The following is a 14,630-nucleotide window of genomic DNA, read 5'->3' as shown; positions in this document are numbered from 1 at the left end:
CCTCCTTATCGCAGTCCCGCTGCACTGCGCTGCTTCAAGATTTCCGCAGCGACATCAATGATCATGTCTTCCTGACCGCCTACCGCCTTTCGCTTCCCGAGCTCAATCAGGATATCGCGGGAATCAATTCCGAACTTCTTCGCGGCACGCTCCGCATGTAGCCGGAAGCTGGAATACACGCCTGCGTATCCGAGGACCAGGCTGTCCCGGGTAATCTCCTGCGGAACCTGAAGGATGGGCGCAACGATCTCTTCCGCCAGATCCATCATTTTGTAAAGATCAATGCCGGTTTCGATGCCCATCCGTTCCAGCACGGCGACCAGTACTTCCGTTTGCGTATTGCCCGCGCCGGCCCCCAAACAGCGGACACTGCCGTCGATGCGCGTTGCCCCTTCCTGAATCGCCGCCAGCGTGTTGGCCATCGCCAGGGACAAATTATTGTGCGCGTGGAACCCTATCTCAACGCCGATGCTTTGCTTTAATGCCCTGATTCGTTCGGCCACTTCATGAGGCAGCAGGGCGCCGGCTGAATCAACCACATACACCGCATCGGCTCCGTAGCTCTCCATCAGTTTCGCCTGCTCGACCAGTTTTTCCGGAGGTGCCATGTGAGACATCATCAAAAAACCGACGGTGAAGAGGCCAAGTTCTTTGGAGCGGGCAATGTGTTGAGCGGAAATATCGGCTTCGGTAACGTGCGTCGCGATCCGGGCCATGCCAACACCCAGCTTCACAGCGGCATTCAAATCCTTGATTGTGCCGATTCCCGGCAGGAGGAGCACACCTACCGTCGCCTGTTTGCAGACGGCAACTGCCGCCTCGATCAGTTCCATCTCATTCGTTCGGGACAGCCCGTACTGCAAGGAAGAACCGGCCAGACCGTCTCCATGGGAAACTTCGATGAAGGGAACATTCGCCTCGTCCAAAGCGCGGGCCACGCTCACCACTTGTTCCACGGTAAATTGATGGTTAATCGCATGGCTGCCGTCGCGAAGCGCCACTTCCGTGATGAGAATATCCCGTTTACCACTCATCTGTTTCGTCTCCTTTCCAGTTTCAGACGGATGCTGCCTTCACGTGGTGCGCGGCAAATTCCTCCGCCACTTTCACCGCCGTCGCTGTCATGATGTCCAAATTGCCGGAGTAGGTGGGCAGGTAATCGCCGGCCCCTTCCACTTCCAAAAAGACGGTGACTTTGTTGCCGTCGAAAATGGGCTCGGTACGGAGACGGTATCCGGGTACGTACGATTGAATATAGCCTGCGGTTTGCTCAATGGATGCAGCAATCGCCTGTTCATCCAGCGTTTCTTCGTCAACCAGCGCATACACCGTGTTCCTCATCAAAATCGGCGGCTCAGCGGGGTTCAGGATGATAATCGCCTTGCCTTTCTTCGCGCCGCCAATGGCTTCGATGCCGTGGGCGGTGGTTTCCGTAAATTCGTCGATGTTGGCGCGGGTGCCCGGACCGGCGCTTTTGCTGGAAATGGTGGCGACAATCTCAGCGTAGTTGACCGGGCTCACGCGGTTAATCGCATGAACGATCGGAATCGTCGCCTGGCCACCGCACGTAATCAGATTGATGTTTGTTTCGTGCAGGTGGGAACCGAGATTTACGGCCGGAACGACATATGGGCCGACTGCGGCCGGAGTCAGGTCGATGGCAAGCTTGCCCGCTTCCCGAAGAGCCTTGGCGTGACGAATATGCGCTTTCGCAGACGTGGCGTCAAACACGATATCGGCAAGCTCCGGACTGTTTTCCAAAAACTGCTTCAGTCCGCCGTCAAACACTTCATAACCGCGCTGCTTCGCCATGCGCAGTCCCTCCGAGTCGGGATCGATGCCGATCATCGCGGTAAGCTCCAGCTTGCTTGACCTGCCCAGCTTCATCATCAAATCGGTACCGATGTTTCCGGAGCCGAGAATGGCAACCTTTACGTTAGACATGAAATCTCACTCCTACTTCCCCGAGATGGGCGATTCGCGCGCTGAAACAGTCTCCGGGGGCCGCATTGACCGCCGCAGACAGGGCGCCGGAGAGAATCACTTCCCCGGCTTTCAGCGTTATCCCAAACTCAAACAGCTTGTTGGCTAGCCATGCCACGCAGTTCGCAGGGTTGCCCAACGCCGCTGCTCCTACACCGGTATTGACCAACTCGCCGTTTTTGTACAGGGCCATGCCAGCCAGTGCGAGGTCGATTTGATCCGGCTTCACGGGGCGTCCGCCCAGCACGTACAAACCGGAGGAGGCATTGTCCGCGACCGTATCCTGCAGCTTGATTTTCCAATCCGCGATCCGGCTGTCCACGATTTCCAGAGCAGGGAGGAGATAATCGGTCACCTGCAGCACATCTGATGCGGTAACGCGCGGCCCCTGCAAGTCGCGCTTTAACACGAAGGCAATTTCCCCTTCCACCTTGGGCTGGATCACGCGCTGAAACGGAATCTCCCCTCCGTTTTCAACGGCCATGCCCGCCAGCAAATGACCGTAATCAGGCTGGTCGACCCCAAGCAGTGTCTGCATGGCTAACGAAGTCAACCCGATTTTCTTTCCGACAACGACGTCGCCGGCCTTCACCTTTCGCTCAATCGTGTGCAGCTGCACGCGGTACGCTTCTTCTGTCGTCAAATTGGGGTCCAGGGCCGTTAACGGCTCTACCCCGCGACCGCTTCGTTCCGCCTCTGCCAAATGGTCGGCAAATTTCGTGATTTTTGCCAAGTCCAACGACGCTACCTCCCTGCGTTCCAATTTCATAGTTTCATGGTAACTGTCTTTGCTTCCGTATAGAATTCGAAGCTGTGCCGCCCGCCTTCACGGCCGATGCCGCTCGCTTTTGCCCCGCCGAACGGCGTGCGCAGGTCGCGCACATACCAGCAGTTGATCCACAGCAGGCCGGACTGCACCTGAGCGGCTACGCGGTGGGCACGTCTCAGGTCGTTCGTCCAGACCACCCCGGCCAATCCGTAGATGGAGTCATTGGCGATGCGAATCGCTTCTTCCTCCGTTTTGAACGGAATGACGACGACAACCGGACCGAAAATTTCCTCCTGGGCCACCCGCATTTTATTGTCTACGTCATAAAAGACGGTCGGCTCGTAAAAGTTTCCGTCACCCAGGCTGGTGATTCGCTTGCCGCCGTAAGCAAGCTTGGCGCCTTCGGCCAGACCGATCTGCACGTAGTCATCGACCGTTTTCAGGTGGCTGCGCGATACGAGCGCCCCCATATCCGTCTCCGGGTCGAGCGGATCGCCCACCTTGATCTGCTGCACCGCCTTCACGAATTTGTCGAGGAACCGGTCGTAAATGCTTTCCTGCACCAGCAGCCGCGACCCGGCCAGGCAAATTTCACCCTGGTTGCGGTAAATCGCTTCGATGGACCCCGTCACCGCTTCATCGAGATCGGCGTCTTCAAACACGATGTTTGCCGACTTTCCTCCCAGTTCGAGAGAGACCGGAATCAGTTGGGAAGCGGCGTTTTTCATGACCGTCTTGCCTGTCGTCGTCTCACCGACAAACGAAATCCGGCGCACGTAGGGATGCGTGGTCATCGCCGTGCCGACGGTTCCTCCCGGGCCGGTCACGATGTTCAACACACCCGGGGGCAGGCCTGCCTCATTGGCGATTTCCCCCAGCATCACGGCGCTCAGGGGAGTATAGGAGGCCGGCTTGACCACCACGGTATTGCCGGCTGCCAGGGCCGCGGAAGCTTTCCAGGTCATCTGCATGAACGGCAGATTCCACGGAATGATCAGGCTGGTCACCCCTGCTGGAGCGTATTTCGTGTACGACATGAATTTGCGCATCTCGTAGTTTTCATGAATCAGGTATTTGGCCATCTCTGCAAAAAAGCGCAGGTTCCAGGCGGCTCTGGGAATGTCAAAACCGCGGCTCTCCTTGATCGGCTTGCCGACATCGAGCGTTTCCACCCAGGCCAAATCGTTCACCCGTTCCATGACGAGATCGGACATTTTGCAGAGAATCTTCGCCCGTTCTTCGACAGGCATATCGCTCCAGACGCCGCTTTCAAAGGTGCGCTGCGCCACTTCAATCGCCTTGTTCACATCTTCCTCGCCGGCATTGGCCACCGAAGCAAGCTTGACATTGGTCGCCGGGTTGAGCGTGTCGAACGTCTCGCCGGAGATGGCGTCGGTGTATTCGCCGTTGATGAACAGCTTGGCGTCCTTCAACTTTCTTTCTCTTTCCTGTGCAGTCTGGCTCATCGGAATCCCCCCTACTCCTCAATTTCCACGATCATCTCTACTTCGACCGCGTTGTTGTGCGGAAGCTGCGCCATGCCTACCGCAGAACGGGCGTGTTTGCCTTTCTCTCCGAAAATCTGCACCAGCAAATCGGAGGCGCCGTTCATCACCTTGGGTTGATCCGTAAAATCAGGAGCGCTGTTGACAAAGCCCAGGAGTTTGACAATCCGTTTCACTTTGCTCAATTCGCCGATCTCCCGTTTGACGACCGCCAGGAGATTCAGCATGCACTGTCTTGCCGCCAGATAGCCTACTTCCACCGTGACGTCTTCGCCCAGTTTGCCGCGGTACTCGTCCGTCCCTTGACCGGCCAGAAACAGGAGATTGCCGGTGCGAACGCAGCCCACGTAATTTCCCGCCGCCTGCCGCGGCGCAGGCAGCGTCAGGCCCAGATCCTGCAATCGTTGTTCGGGTGTCGCCGCATGTATCGTCATCGTTACCTCACCTTCACCTGGCTCATATTCAGGAAGCGAAGCGCGTTTTCCCCGAGCATCGCCCGCTTCTGTTCTTCCGTAACCGTCAGCATCTGGTCAATGACTTCGCCCGGGGGAATTTCCCGCAGCAGGAACGGGTAATCGGAGCCCATTAGGATCCGCTCATAGCCAAAGCGGTCAATCATGTACTGGATGTTCGCCGGATCATAGACCAACGAATCAAAATAGAAATTCTTGGCGTAATGGCTGGGCGGCTGTTCCAGCAGCCGGAGATGGGGCCATACCTTCCAGCCCTGGTCCAGCCGGGGAAGAATGTAAGGGAATGATCCCCCGCCGTGGGCCAAACAAATCCGCAGGCGAGGGAATTTCTCGATCACGCCGCCAAGGATCAGGCTGGCTGCAGCGAGGGCCGTCTCGCTCGGCATCCCCACGGTGTACATGAGATTGTGGCGAGGCATCCGCTCTCTGCCCAACGTCTCCCACGGGTGGACAAACAGCGGCACGTCCCACTTCTCGCACATCTCGAAAAATTCCAGGAATGCAGGGTCATCCAGATTGTTTCCGTTCACGTTGGTACCGATTTCGATCCCTTTCAGGCCCAGTTCGTGAACGCAGCGATCCATTTCACGGATGGCGACGGCCGTGTTCTGCAGAGGAACCGTTCCCAGGCCGATAAACCGGTCGGGATGCTGTTTCACGGTTTCCGCAATGAAATCGTTTTGGATGCGGGCCATCACTTCCGCTTCTTCAGCGGGCGCCCAATAGGAGAACGTGACGGGAATCGGAGACAGCACCTGGATGTCCACCTTTTCCCGGTCCATATCCTGGAGCCGCTTCGCAGGGTCCCATACCTGGTCGGTCACTTCGCGGAACACCTTTCCCCCGACCAGGATATTGGCGCCGCATGCGCATGTCCGGTGCAGGACAGGCCAGCGCTCTCCCTTGAATGTTTCGGCGAAGTTCGGCAGGTCTTCCGGGATGATGTGGGTATGAAAATCTACTCGCATTTCCATTCGCTCGCTTCCGGCGGCATGACGTATCCGCAGTTTTTGCAAGTCCGCAGCTCCAGGCTGCCGTTGAATCCTTCGATCGCTTGCTTTACCTGCGTTTCGATATTGATCAGCTGAACGGTGACGCGGTGCATTTCATGGTCGCATTGATCGCAGAACCAGACGAAGTCCTCCAGCTCTCCCTGGGCCCTGTTTCGCTCGATGACAATGCCGATGGTATCGGCCACCCGGTGCGGCGAGTGCGGAACATTGGCCGGAAGCAGGAACATTTCTCCTTCCCGCACGGTAATCACTTCGCGTTTGCCTTCCTGGTTGATGATCTCTACATAACAATCTCCCTTCAGCTGATAGAAAATTTCTTCGGAGGGATCGACGTGGAAGTCACGCCGTTTGTTCGGTCCGCCCAGCACCATCACCATCAGCTCCGCGTCTTTCCAGATCACCTTGTTGTTGACCGGAGGTTTCAGCTGGTCCTTGTTTTCCTCGATAAATTTCCACAAATTGATCGGTGCGAACATGCTCGTCGTACTCATGTCAATCGCTCCTTTTCCGCTTGGTTTTCTTTCACCGTCTTTCCGCCAATCGCCCAATGGTTCAACGGAATCTCGTAAAGGATGATCCTGACCCGTTCGGGTGCGACCTGCAGGGTTTCGGAGACCGTTTTCGTTACATCGGCAATCAAACGCTCCTTCACCTCTTGATCTCGTCCCTCCAGCAGCTTGATCTCAAGAATAGGCATGAATATCACCGGCTTTTAACGCTTTTTGCATATGGACCACTTCTTCGGCCAGATTCCTGATCCGCTGCAGCACGTCTTCGTCCACCAGTTCATTCTGCCGGTTGAAGTGGTCGGCATGCGCGTACACATAGCCGGGTGCGACGTACGCCCGGAAGTATCCGGCGATGGGTTTCAGCTGATTTTCAATCACCAGATAATGCTGATACGTGCCCCCGTTGGCGACAAAACCCATCACTTTATGGCGAAGCGCCTGCGGATGCACCAGGTCGAACAGGTTCTTCAGCACCCCGGTGATCGATCCCTGAAAGATCGGCGTGCCGATGATGTAGAAATCAGCGGAAGAGACGATGTCGATCACCGTTTTCGTGTCACCGGTGTAGGTGGACGGGTCACGCCCGTCACAGAACTGGACATCGTACTGCTTCATATCCAGCAGTTCCACTTCCAGCTCAGGGTCCAGCCTCTTCGCTTCCTCGAGAACCTTTTCCACGAGTATGCGCGTTTTTGCCCCCACAATCGTTCCTGATATGCCTAACAGCTTCATCCCGTTTCCTCCTTTGTCCGAAGCGCCGTCCGTTCCTCACGCTTTCACGACCGGTTCATTAAGATCAAGCACGCTCAACGCGTCATCGACCAGGTCAAACGAGCGCTCCCGTTTGTAATTGTTGAAAAAGATCGCCCGCTTGCGGATCGGATCGCCGGTATAGTAGCGTTCGTATTGCAGAAGCCGCTGACCGAACGCTTCTCCGCACAGATCCCAGGCCAGCTTGAACAAACGGACGCGTTCCTTCCCGGAGACACCCGCTCGACCGGCGAAATACTTCTCCATGTCTTCCACCAATTCCGGATTGGCAAAATCGGCCCCCGTCGGAGACATCAGCAGACCGCCTGCTCCGATGATTTGCAGCACTTCCACGGCGCGCGGGTACATCTTCGGCAGCAGTCCGCGTATCGTTTCCAGCGGCACCCATCCCGGCATGATTTCGCCGGACGGCAATACGTCGCACTCCTGTTCGGCGATCCGCAACAGCGCCCTGATCGATTCCACCGCCTGGATCAACTCACCCAGGTCGTTCTGGACATTCAGGTAGACATCCACGCCGATGGAGTCGGCCAGACGGACCGCTACTTCCGTGGCAAACTGCAGTTTGATCAGCCCGCGTACTCCGGTTTGATGCGCCGGCTGCTGCGCGATACCCGTTTTCGGATACAGCAGGTTGGCCGCTTCCACGTTGTTGTACAGGAAGACCCGGTCCCACGGCACCAATACATCGTGGAAGACCAGCACCGCATCCATTTCTTCAAAGCGTGACGCCAGCGGATGGTCAAACAGCGAGCGGGTTCCGTCCTGCATCGGTTCACGGCAGAGAATGCGCAGTCCCGGCGTGTCAATCGGAACGGCAAAGGCAAGCGCGTAGCGCTCATCGCCGGGCTTGAATCCCGGGAACGTGTAGATGATCACTTCATCCGTGATCGGCGCCAGGGTGGCGAGCATTTTCGCGCCTCGGACGATCAGTCCTTGCGGCGTTTCCTTCACCGTGCCCAAATGGATAAAGGGATCCTGCTGTTCATGCGATGACTTGCTGCGATCGTTTTGCGGGTTGATAATCGCGTGCGTCAAGAACAAATCGTTGTCGCGGATGTACCGGTAATACGCGCGGATATTTTCCGCCCACTGCGGATTGTATTTTTCCAAAAAGGAAGCGTTGCTGAACAACGATGTAAGCACAACATTGAGAAAATCCGGAGTTCTGCCCATCAAGCCGAACGTGGCTTTGGCATACGCTTCAAACAGCGCCCGGCGAGCCTGCAAATCCTCGTGGGTTTTCGGGACCAGAAACGCATTGTTCACCCGTTCCCCGGTTTCTGTACAGATGTGCGTAATCTTGTCCTGGTACTCCGGATCGTGCTGCATATCGTATAGCTTTGCGATTTCACGTATTGGCTGCTGGAACACAACCTCGTCGCATACATGGGTCACTTTCCGTCCGGACAGCCAAATCTCCGGCTGCCGGGATTTCAATCCGTTGATGTACTGGGCACCTGTTCGGATTCCCATGGTAATTCCTCCCTACTTTCTTGGTTAGGATGAGTTCCTGTCTTGTGATTGCATTATAATATTGAACAATTTTGAAAATTGTAGTGCGGTTAACGTTTTCACCCGATTTTTGAAGTGACGTCAGAAAAAAAGGCTGCCGATAGTATCGACAGCCTCCCACGCGTTGGTTAGATGTTCCCGTCGCGGTGCTTCGGAATAAACAGCACCATGACCGAAGCGATGATTCCCGCGATGGCAAAGGTATAGAAGTTCCAGGAGGGCCCCATGTTCCAGGACATGAACAATCCGATCAGCACCGGGCCGGAAATCGCCCCGATCCGACCGAACCCGATCGCCCATCCCAGCGCGGTCGCCCGGTTATCTGCGGAGAAGTACTTGGAAATGTAGGCGTTCATGATCAACGTGGTACCGATCGTCCCGAAACCGGCGAGGCCGACCAGGGCGTACACCACCGGCATCGACGATTTTACACTCAAGAGGGCCATCGAGACCCCAGCGAGGAGGTAGGAGATGCTGATGATCTTCTGCGATCCCCACCGGTCTGCCGCCCTGCCCGCCAACAGCGCGCCCACCGCAGCCGACAGGTTCAGCATGAACAGGAATCCCAGACTGGATCCGAGCGGGTACCCGGCCTCCTTCATCATTTTCGGCAGCCATGTGCTCAACCCGTAAATCATCAGCAGGCCCATGAAAAAGGCGATCCAGAAACAGATGGTCGCGCGGATGTTTTGTTTGGCGAACAGCGCGGCGACCGAGGCGAATTTACCCTTTCCCTCGTTCGCTTGATCCGGTTGGTACGCTCCGATGGTATCAAGCGGAATGTTGTACCGGGCGGCAATTTGCTCCGCCTCTTCGCGTCTGTTCTTCGCCAGCAGGAAGCTGATCGATTCGGGCAAATACGTGAGAATGAACGGCACGAGGAGAATCGGGACGGCGCCGAGCCAGAACAAGAACCGCCATCCGAAATCCTGCAGGAAATACATCGACAGCAGCGCACCGAGCAGACCGCCGACCGGGTACCCTGTGTACATCACGGCGTACATCAACGACCGCCGTTCCACCGGCGAATACTCGATGGTGAGGGCGGACGCCGTGGGAATCACGCCGCCCAGCGCGATACCTCCAAGAAAACGAAACAAACCGAACATGTCAGGCGAGGGTGCCATCGCGGCAAACCCCATCATGATGGAAAACAACGATACGCAAAAAGCCAATGTCTTTTTGCGCCCGATCATGTCCGTGACAGTTCCGACACAGATGGCTCCCACCAACATGCCGACCAGCGCATAGCTTCCAATGGCGCCCGCTTTCGCCGGAGACAGCGACCAATCCTTGTACTCCATCAACGAAGGCAGCACAGCGCCGTAGATGCCGAGATCATACCCGTCTGCCAGCATGCTGAACCAACAGATGACAACAACGAGCAGCGTGATGGCTGGCATTGTCCTGGTTGCCGGTTTCGACGACGGATCGAGAACGGGCGCATCCATTTGCAGATTCCCTTTCATCATATCCTCCCCCTGATAATTGTTTAAATATTTAAAATTGTCGTGAACTGATTGTACTAAAAGGGAGGACCTCCCTGTGTAAATCGCTTAACGTTCCAATCCCTTTTTCGAACCCTTCCGTCACGCCGGTTGTAAACCAGTTAACATTTTTTCAGACTTTTTTTCGCGACGAGAATGATTACGTTGTACATATGCTCTTCGCCCATTTATAATTGTGCTGATAGTTTCTGAAAATTTAGATTTATGAAACATAGGAGCTTGAAGGGTATGATCATGCTGGAAAGTGTCGTGCACGTATCTTCCATCATGCACAGGATGGTTTTGTGCTTTGAAGATGATTTTACGCTCGGGATCACGGATAGGGAGAAATTTTTAACCTACCTGCCCGTAAAGACCTTGCAATTCGGATTATCGCCGCATGATCCAATCAAGAAAGGCAGTCTGGCCAATACGATTATCAAGCAGGGAAGACCGATGACAAAGCTGATGGATTCCTCGGTGTACGAAATCGCTTACATTGCCGACGGACTGCCGATTGAGGAAGACGGCAGGATTTCCGGTGCGCTCGTCTTCGGAGTCAGTCTGGATCGCCAAAATAAGCTAGTACAGATTGCCGAACACCTGTCGGCCATTGTGGAAGAGGTTTCCGCCCAGTCCGTGGTGATGCAGTCAAGCGCTGAGACGTTGTCGTCACACAGCGAGAAGCTTCATCAGGTCATGACCGGAATGCTGCAGCAAGTAGAAACAACCTTTTCCGTATTGAAATCAATTTCAGACATCGCCAAGCAGTCGGGCATACTCGGGTTGAACGCCTCGATTGAAGCCGCCCGTGCAGGGGAGCAGGGCAGAGGCTTTGCGATCGTTGCGGGAGAAATGCGTCGTTTGGCTTCGACGTCCGGCGGTTTGGCAAAGGAAATCTCCAAGCGCCTTTCTTCGCTGCAGGAGGAGATCACCTCTCTTTCACAAATGGTGCTTGCATCAAAAAATCTCGCAAAGGCACAGACAGAAGGGATTATGGAACTGGCTTCCGCCATTCAAGACGTTACCAAGGAGGCATGCCTGCTGCAGCAGATGTCGCAGATCCAAGCCGGCCACTAACCACAGCCGTTAATCGTTTACAACCATATTGAAAGGAGTGTTCGATATGGTATCCCCTTTTGAAACCGACCTGAAGTGGGAGACGTTTCTGAAGTACGGGAAGAGGCAATTCGTGAAAGGAAAATCCGTCATTTACTACCAGGGAAGTCTGGGAGACGGGTTTTATTACCTTCACAAGGGCTTGGTGAAAATCGTCACCTCCACGGTAAAAGGAAAAGACCGGTTGTTGAACATCGTGGTGCCTGGCCAACTGCTCGGGATTCAAACCATGGACCGGCAAACGCACTTTACCACCGCGATCGCCGTTAAGGACTCGGTGGTCTATCATTTTTCCTGCGAACAGTTTGCGAAACTGATGAAGGAGCGGCCGGAATTACTGCCCCTGTTTGCTCAAACCGTCAATCAAAAAATGCGGATTCTTCTTTATGCGATTAATATGAAAGCGCTTTCTTCCGAAGAGCAGATCGCCGCGCTGCTCCTCAACATCTGCGATGAGTTTAAAAACTATGAAGTCCCCCTCACCCAACAGGACCTGGCGCACTGCACCGGATTAACCCGAATCACCGTATACAAAATCCTGAAACAGTGGAAAGAAGACGGACTGATCGACATCGAGCAGCGCAAATTTGTGATCAAGCGTCCGGATGTGTTGCGGAAGTTGAATCTGTCTGCACCGACAGCGAAAACGGTTTAGTCTGGGGCGCTCATTCCCTGTCCAATGTTGCACAGAGAATGATGTTGGGAAGGAAAGGTGATCGTATGGTAAACCTTCGCTACAAGTGGACTCCGTTCTTATCATATGGACAAAAACTGGAACTGAAAAAGAATACGTTCGTGTATCGCCAGGGAGAAAACGGCAGAGGCTTTTATTACCTTGGGCAGGGCGGGGTGAAAATCAGCCTGCTATCCGATAACGGCCACGAGCGTGTCATTGACTACGTCCCGATCGGGACCTTGCTAGGGGAACACGGGGCTCACAGAGGAACCTATTTGACAACCGCGGTGACCACTACACCTTCGATTCTCTATCATTTCTCCGATGAAGCCTTGTCAAGAGTGTGCAAGGATCATCCCCATGCGGCGATGATCTTCACCAACTCCCATATCTATAAAGTACGACTCCTCGCCGAAATCATTTCCTATCTGGACAGCCCGGTCGAACACCAAATGGCTCACTTTTTGTTGAAATTGATTCAAATTCATGAGAATGAAAACATTCCCATCAACCAGACGTCGTTCGCCCGATACATCGGCACGTCCCGGATCACGGTCAACAAGATCATCCAGAAATGGCGCCAGCAAGGCTTTATCCAATTCTCCAACGGCGTGATTCAGGTTATTCAGATCGAGCGGATTCGAGAGATACTGACCCAAGTGGAAAGTGTGTAGTTTGAGCAAAGTACGTCCTTGTAACCCCCTCCGCAGTGGGAGGGGGTTTCCCTTTTTTGAAGAATCGAGACTGCTCAACGGGGGCTTGACCGGTGGGTCGGGTGTTTTTTTCTGGTCTGAATTGTCGCAAAGGTGGGCATAACTGAAAGAAAACGACGAAAGGAACAGGAGGAGGATCACATGGATGACGACATGTTGGAAGCGTATCTGGACCGGAACGTGCGCGTTCACTTCGCTCCGGGCATGATCGGGCCAGGCCTGTCTGCTTATGAGGAAGGAAAGCTGCACGACTACGGCACGGCGGGGCTGCTGCTGGAAGCAGCGGACGGCTCGCTCACCTACATCCCGTATACGTCGGTCCGGATGGTGCAGATCAAACCGCGTCCCGGCTTTTGGGAGCGGTTGACCGGCACTTCCTGATCCGCTTTCCCCGTAAAACAAAAAAGCCCCTCTCCCCGTTAAGAGAGAGAGGCGGGAACTCGATTCCGTTACAAAAAGACGTCGAATACCACGTAACAGGCAGCTGCGAGCAGTCCTGTCGCCGGCAGTGTAATGACCCATGTCACCAGGATCCGGCCGGCCAATCCCCACTTTACTGCGGAGAATTTTTGCGACGCTCCCACGCCCAGAATGGACGAGGTGATCACGTGCGTCGTGCTGACGGGCAGTTTCAGCATGGTAAAAATGGTAATAATCAGGGCAGACGACAAGTCGGCGGAGAAGCCGCTGATCGGCTTGATCTTCATGATCTTGCCACCCATCGTTTTAATGATCCGCCAGCCGCCAAACGACGTGCCAAGCGCCATTGCGATCGCCGCCGAGATTTTCACCCAGATCGGAATCGTGATTTCACCCGTCTCCGAGGTCATAAAGCCGCCGGAGATCAACGCGAAAGTGATGATCCCCATGGTCTTCTGAGCGTCGTTGGCCCCGTGGCTGAACGATTGCCAGGACGCCGACAGCACCTGCAACAAGCGAAAGCCTCTGTTCGTACGATGATACGGCATGTTGGCCACCAGTGCGGAGACCAGCTTGATAATGACAAACCCGACTACAAACGCAACGATCGGTGAGAAAATCAGCGCCTGGACAATGCTGATAAAGCCTGCCATGTTAATGGAGTCGAAACCGGCTGCACCGACAACCGCACCGGCCACCCCGCCGATCAGGGCGTGTGACGACGAACTGGGAATCCCGAACCACCAGGTGATCAGGTTCCACAGAATGGCGGACGTAAGCGCGGCCAGGACGATGACCAGACCGTTCTCCAGCTTGAACGGGTCGGCGATGCTTCCCCCGATCGTTTTGGCCACGCCGGTATAGGTAAGCGCACCGATCAGGTTCAGTACCGACGCAATCAGAATGGCCGTGCGGGGACTCAGCGCCCGGGTGGACACGGACGTGGCGATCGCGTTGGCCGTGTCGTGAAAGCCGTTGATAAAGTCAAAGCTGAGCGCCATGATGACGACAAGGATGAGTATGATTATGTCAGGCGAAAGACTAAGCATTCTTCAGCACAATCCCTTCTACCAGGTTGGAAACATCCTCGGCGAAGTCCGCACAGTCTTCCAGCTTGTCGTAAATCTCCTTCAGCTTGATCGCCTCGATCGGATTGGCGTCGGGTGCGTTGAGCAGGTCGGACACCATTTTCCGGTAGTTGGAGTCGGACTCATGCTCCAATTCCTTGATCTCGGAAGCGTATTGGGACACCACCTTGTGATCCAGTTTGCGCAGGGTGCGAATCAGCTCGATCAGTTTGGCCGAGCATTTCACCAGAATGTTGGCCTGAGCCAGAACGCGAGGATCGGGCTGGTGCACTTGATAGAGGTACATCCGATCCGCTACCCCGTCGATATAGTCAATCATTTCGTCCATCGTATGCGCGAGCTGGTGAATGTCCTCCCGCTCCAGCGGGGTGATGAACGTGGAGTTCAGCTCGTTCATGATCCGACGAACGATTTCATCCCCTTCTTTTTCAACCGCTTTAATCGCTTTCACTTTGGCTTCCACATCCTGATAGTTGCCAATCATCTCGTAAAACAGATGGGTGCCTTTGTGAACATTGGCGATTTGCTGTTCAAACAGGTCAAAGAAGATGTCCTTGTTGGATTTCCACATATGTTCCGTCGTCACTCC

The 14,630-nt window shown here is 54.9% G+C and carries 17 protein-coding genes; 4 read left to right on the top strand and 13 right to left on the bottom strand.

Features of this window, described 5'->3' with window-relative positions; translation table 11 throughout:
- Window positions 1–5: 5 nt before the first annotated feature.
- The 11 genes from dmpG to KDN35_RS01340 all read right to left on the bottom strand — a co-directional run bounded on the left by dmpG (window position 6) and on the right by KDN35_RS01340 (window position 10,007).
- The gene (gene dmpG, locus KDN35_RS01390) at window positions 6–1,034 is read right to left on the bottom strand and encodes a 4-hydroxy-2-oxovalerate aldolase (protein WP_065066727.1); all 1,029 of its coding nucleotides are present in this window, start codon (window positions 1,032–1,034) and stop codon (window positions 6–8) included.
- Window positions 1,035–1,056: 22 nt separating this feature from the next.
- Window positions 1,057–1,944, bottom strand: a complete 888-nt coding sequence (locus KDN35_RS01385; RefSeq protein WP_171564223.1) for an acetaldehyde dehydrogenase (acetylating) — start codon at window positions 1,942–1,944, stop codon at window positions 1,057–1,059.
- A complete protein-coding gene (locus KDN35_RS01380) occupies window positions 1,937–2,722 on the bottom strand; it encodes a 2-keto-4-pentenoate hydratase (protein WP_171564224.1) in 786 nt (261 codons plus the stop codon). The genes KDN35_RS01385 and KDN35_RS01380 overlap by 8 nt, the downstream gene beginning before the upstream one ends.
- 26 nt (window positions 2,723–2,748) lie before the next feature.
- Complete coding sequence (locus KDN35_RS01375) at window positions 2,749–4,218, bottom strand: aldehyde dehydrogenase (protein WP_171564225.1); 1,470 nt, start codon at window positions 4,216–4,218, stop codon at window positions 2,749–2,751.
- Window positions 4,219–4,229: 11 nt separating this feature from the next.
- On the bottom strand, window positions 4,230–4,691 hold the full coding sequence (locus KDN35_RS01370) for a RidA family protein (RefSeq protein ID WP_171564226.1): 462 nt from the start codon (window positions 4,689–4,691) through the stop codon (window positions 4,230–4,232).
- Window positions 4,692–4,693: 2 nt separating this feature from the next.
- Complete coding sequence (locus KDN35_RS01365) at window positions 4,694–5,704, bottom strand: amidohydrolase family protein (protein WP_212131903.1); 1,011 nt, start codon at window positions 5,702–5,704, stop codon at window positions 4,694–4,696.
- Entirely contained in the window at window positions 5,689–6,234 is a 546-nt protein-coding gene (locus tag KDN35_RS01360) for a 3-hydroxyanthranilate 3,4-dioxygenase (protein WP_212131902.1), read from the bottom strand. Before KDN35_RS01360 ends, KDN35_RS01365 begins: the two co-directional genes overlap by 16 nt.
- Window positions 6,231–6,440 carry a tautomerase family protein gene (locus tag KDN35_RS01355; RefSeq protein WP_212131901.1) on the bottom strand — a complete coding sequence of 70 codons (210 nt, stop codon included), beginning with the start codon at window positions 6,438–6,440 and terminating at the stop codon, window positions 6,231–6,233. The genes KDN35_RS01360 and KDN35_RS01355 overlap by 4 nt, the downstream gene beginning before the upstream one ends.
- Window positions 6,427–6,984, bottom strand: coding sequence for an NADPH-dependent FMN reductase (locus KDN35_RS01350; RefSeq protein WP_212131900.1), 558 nt, complete (start codon window positions 6,982–6,984; stop codon window positions 6,427–6,429). The genes KDN35_RS01355 and KDN35_RS01350 overlap by 14 nt, the downstream gene beginning before the upstream one ends.
- 36 nt (window positions 6,985–7,020) lie before the next feature.
- Complete coding sequence (locus KDN35_RS01345) at window positions 7,021–8,499, bottom strand: 4-hydroxyphenylacetate 3-hydroxylase family protein (RefSeq protein WP_171564231.1); 1,479 nt, start codon at window positions 8,497–8,499, stop codon at window positions 7,021–7,023.
- A 167-nt stretch (window positions 8,500–8,666) separates the two neighbouring features.
- The gene (locus KDN35_RS01340; RefSeq protein WP_249178835.1) at window positions 8,667–10,007 is read right to left on the bottom strand and encodes an MFS transporter; all 1,341 of its coding nucleotides are present in this window, start codon (window positions 10,005–10,007) and stop codon (window positions 8,667–8,669) included.
- Between the two features lie 267 nt (window positions 10,008–10,274).
- Between KDN35_RS01340 and KDN35_RS01335 the strand changes: the two genes are divergently transcribed.
- The 4 genes from KDN35_RS01335 (at window position 10,275) to KDN35_RS01320 (ending at window position 12,914) form a co-directional block, all read left to right on the top strand.
- Window positions 10,275–11,105, top strand: coding sequence for a methyl-accepting chemotaxis protein (locus KDN35_RS01335; protein WP_249178834.1), 831 nt, complete (start codon window positions 10,275–10,277; stop codon window positions 11,103–11,105).
- A 46-nt stretch (window positions 11,106–11,151) separates the two neighbouring features.
- Window positions 11,152–11,799 (top strand): Crp/Fnr family transcriptional regulator, encoded by a 648-nt coding sequence (locus KDN35_RS01330; RefSeq protein ID WP_212131899.1) that lies wholly within the window; start codon window positions 11,152–11,154, stop codon window positions 11,797–11,799.
- Between the two features lie 65 nt (window positions 11,800–11,864).
- Window positions 11,865–12,494 (top strand): Crp/Fnr family transcriptional regulator, encoded by a 630-nt coding sequence (locus tag KDN35_RS01325; protein ID WP_212131898.1) that lies wholly within the window; start codon window positions 11,865–11,867, stop codon window positions 12,492–12,494.
- A 180-nt stretch (window positions 12,495–12,674) separates the two neighbouring features.
- Window positions 12,675–12,914 (top strand): hypothetical protein, encoded by a 240-nt coding sequence (locus KDN35_RS01320; RefSeq protein WP_171564235.1) that lies wholly within the window; start codon window positions 12,675–12,677, stop codon window positions 12,912–12,914.
- A 68-nt stretch (window positions 12,915–12,982) separates the two neighbouring features.
- On the opposite strand, the gene KDN35_RS01315 is transcribed toward KDN35_RS01320, so the two are convergent.
- A complete protein-coding gene (locus KDN35_RS01315; protein ID WP_171564236.1) occupies window positions 12,983–14,002 on the bottom strand; it encodes an inorganic phosphate transporter in 1,020 nt (339 codons plus the stop codon).
- Window positions 13,995–14,612, bottom strand: coding sequence for a DUF47 domain-containing protein (locus KDN35_RS01310; RefSeq protein ID WP_171564237.1), 618 nt, complete (start codon window positions 14,610–14,612; stop codon window positions 13,995–13,997). Before KDN35_RS01310 ends, KDN35_RS01315 begins: the two co-directional genes overlap by 8 nt.
- Window positions 14,613–14,630 lie beyond the last annotated feature (18 nt).

The sequence above is a fragment of the Brevibacillus sp. NL20B1 genome (assembly GCF_018195675.1).
Lineage (GTDB): Bacteria > Bacillota > Bacilli > Brevibacillales > Brevibacillaceae > Brevibacillus > Brevibacillus aydinogluensis.
Note: the sequence above shows the minus strand (reverse complement) of the source record. Positions and strands in the feature narration are given on the sequence as shown.

Coding starts and splice junctions, on each gene's coding strand:
- KDN35_RS01370 (WP_171564226.1), bottom strand. CDS start 4,691: ATGACGATACATGCGGCGACACCCGAACAACGATTGCAGGATCTGGGC.
- KDN35_RS01345 (WP_171564231.1), bottom strand. CDS start 8,499: ATGGGAATCCGAACAGGTGCCCAGTACATCAACGGATTGAAATCCCGG.
- dmpG (WP_065066727.1), bottom strand. CDS start 1,034: ATGAGTGGTAAACGGGATATTCTCATCACGGAAGTGGCGCTTCGCGAC.
- KDN35_RS01335 (WP_249178834.1), top strand. CDS start 10,275: ATGATCATGCTGGAAAGTGTCGTGCACGTATCTTCCATCATGCACAGG.
- KDN35_RS01315 (WP_171564236.1), bottom strand. CDS start 14,002: ATGCTTAGTCTTTCGCCTGACATAATCATACTCATCCTTGTCGTCATC.
- KDN35_RS01310 (WP_171564237.1), bottom strand. CDS start 14,612: ATGTGGAAATCCAACAAGGACATCTTCTTTGACCTGTTTGAACAGCAA.
- KDN35_RS01365 (WP_212131903.1), bottom strand. CDS start 5,704: ATGGAAATGCGAGTAGATTTTCATACCCACATCATCCCGGAAGACCTG.
- KDN35_RS01385 (WP_171564223.1), bottom strand. CDS start 1,944: ATGTCTAACGTAAAGGTTGCCATTCTCGGCTCCGGAAACATCGGTACC.
- KDN35_RS01350 (WP_212131900.1), bottom strand. CDS start 6,984: ATGAAGCTGTTAGGCATATCAGGAACGATTGTGGGGGCAAAAACGCGC.
- KDN35_RS01330 (WP_212131899.1), top strand. CDS start 11,152: ATGGTATCCCCTTTTGAAACCGACCTGAAGTGGGAGACGTTTCTGAAG.
- KDN35_RS01375 (WP_171564225.1), bottom strand. CDS start 4,218: ATGAGCCAGACTGCACAGGAAAGAGAAAGAAAGTTGAAGGACGCCAAG.
- KDN35_RS01355 (WP_212131901.1), bottom strand. CDS start 6,440: ATGCCTATTCTTGAGATCAAGCTGCTGGAGGGACGAGATCAAGAGGTG.
- KDN35_RS01320 (WP_171564235.1), top strand. CDS start 12,675: ATGGATGACGACATGTTGGAAGCGTATCTGGACCGGAACGTGCGCGTT.
- KDN35_RS01340 (WP_249178835.1), bottom strand. CDS start 10,007: ATGAAAGGGAATCTGCAAATGGATGCGCCCGTTCTCGATCCGTCGTCG.
- KDN35_RS01360 (WP_212131902.1), bottom strand. CDS start 6,234: ATGAGTACGACGAGCATGTTCGCACCGATCAATTTGTGGAAATTTATC.
- KDN35_RS01325 (WP_212131898.1), top strand. CDS start 11,865: ATGGTAAACCTTCGCTACAAGTGGACTCCGTTCTTATCATATGGACAA.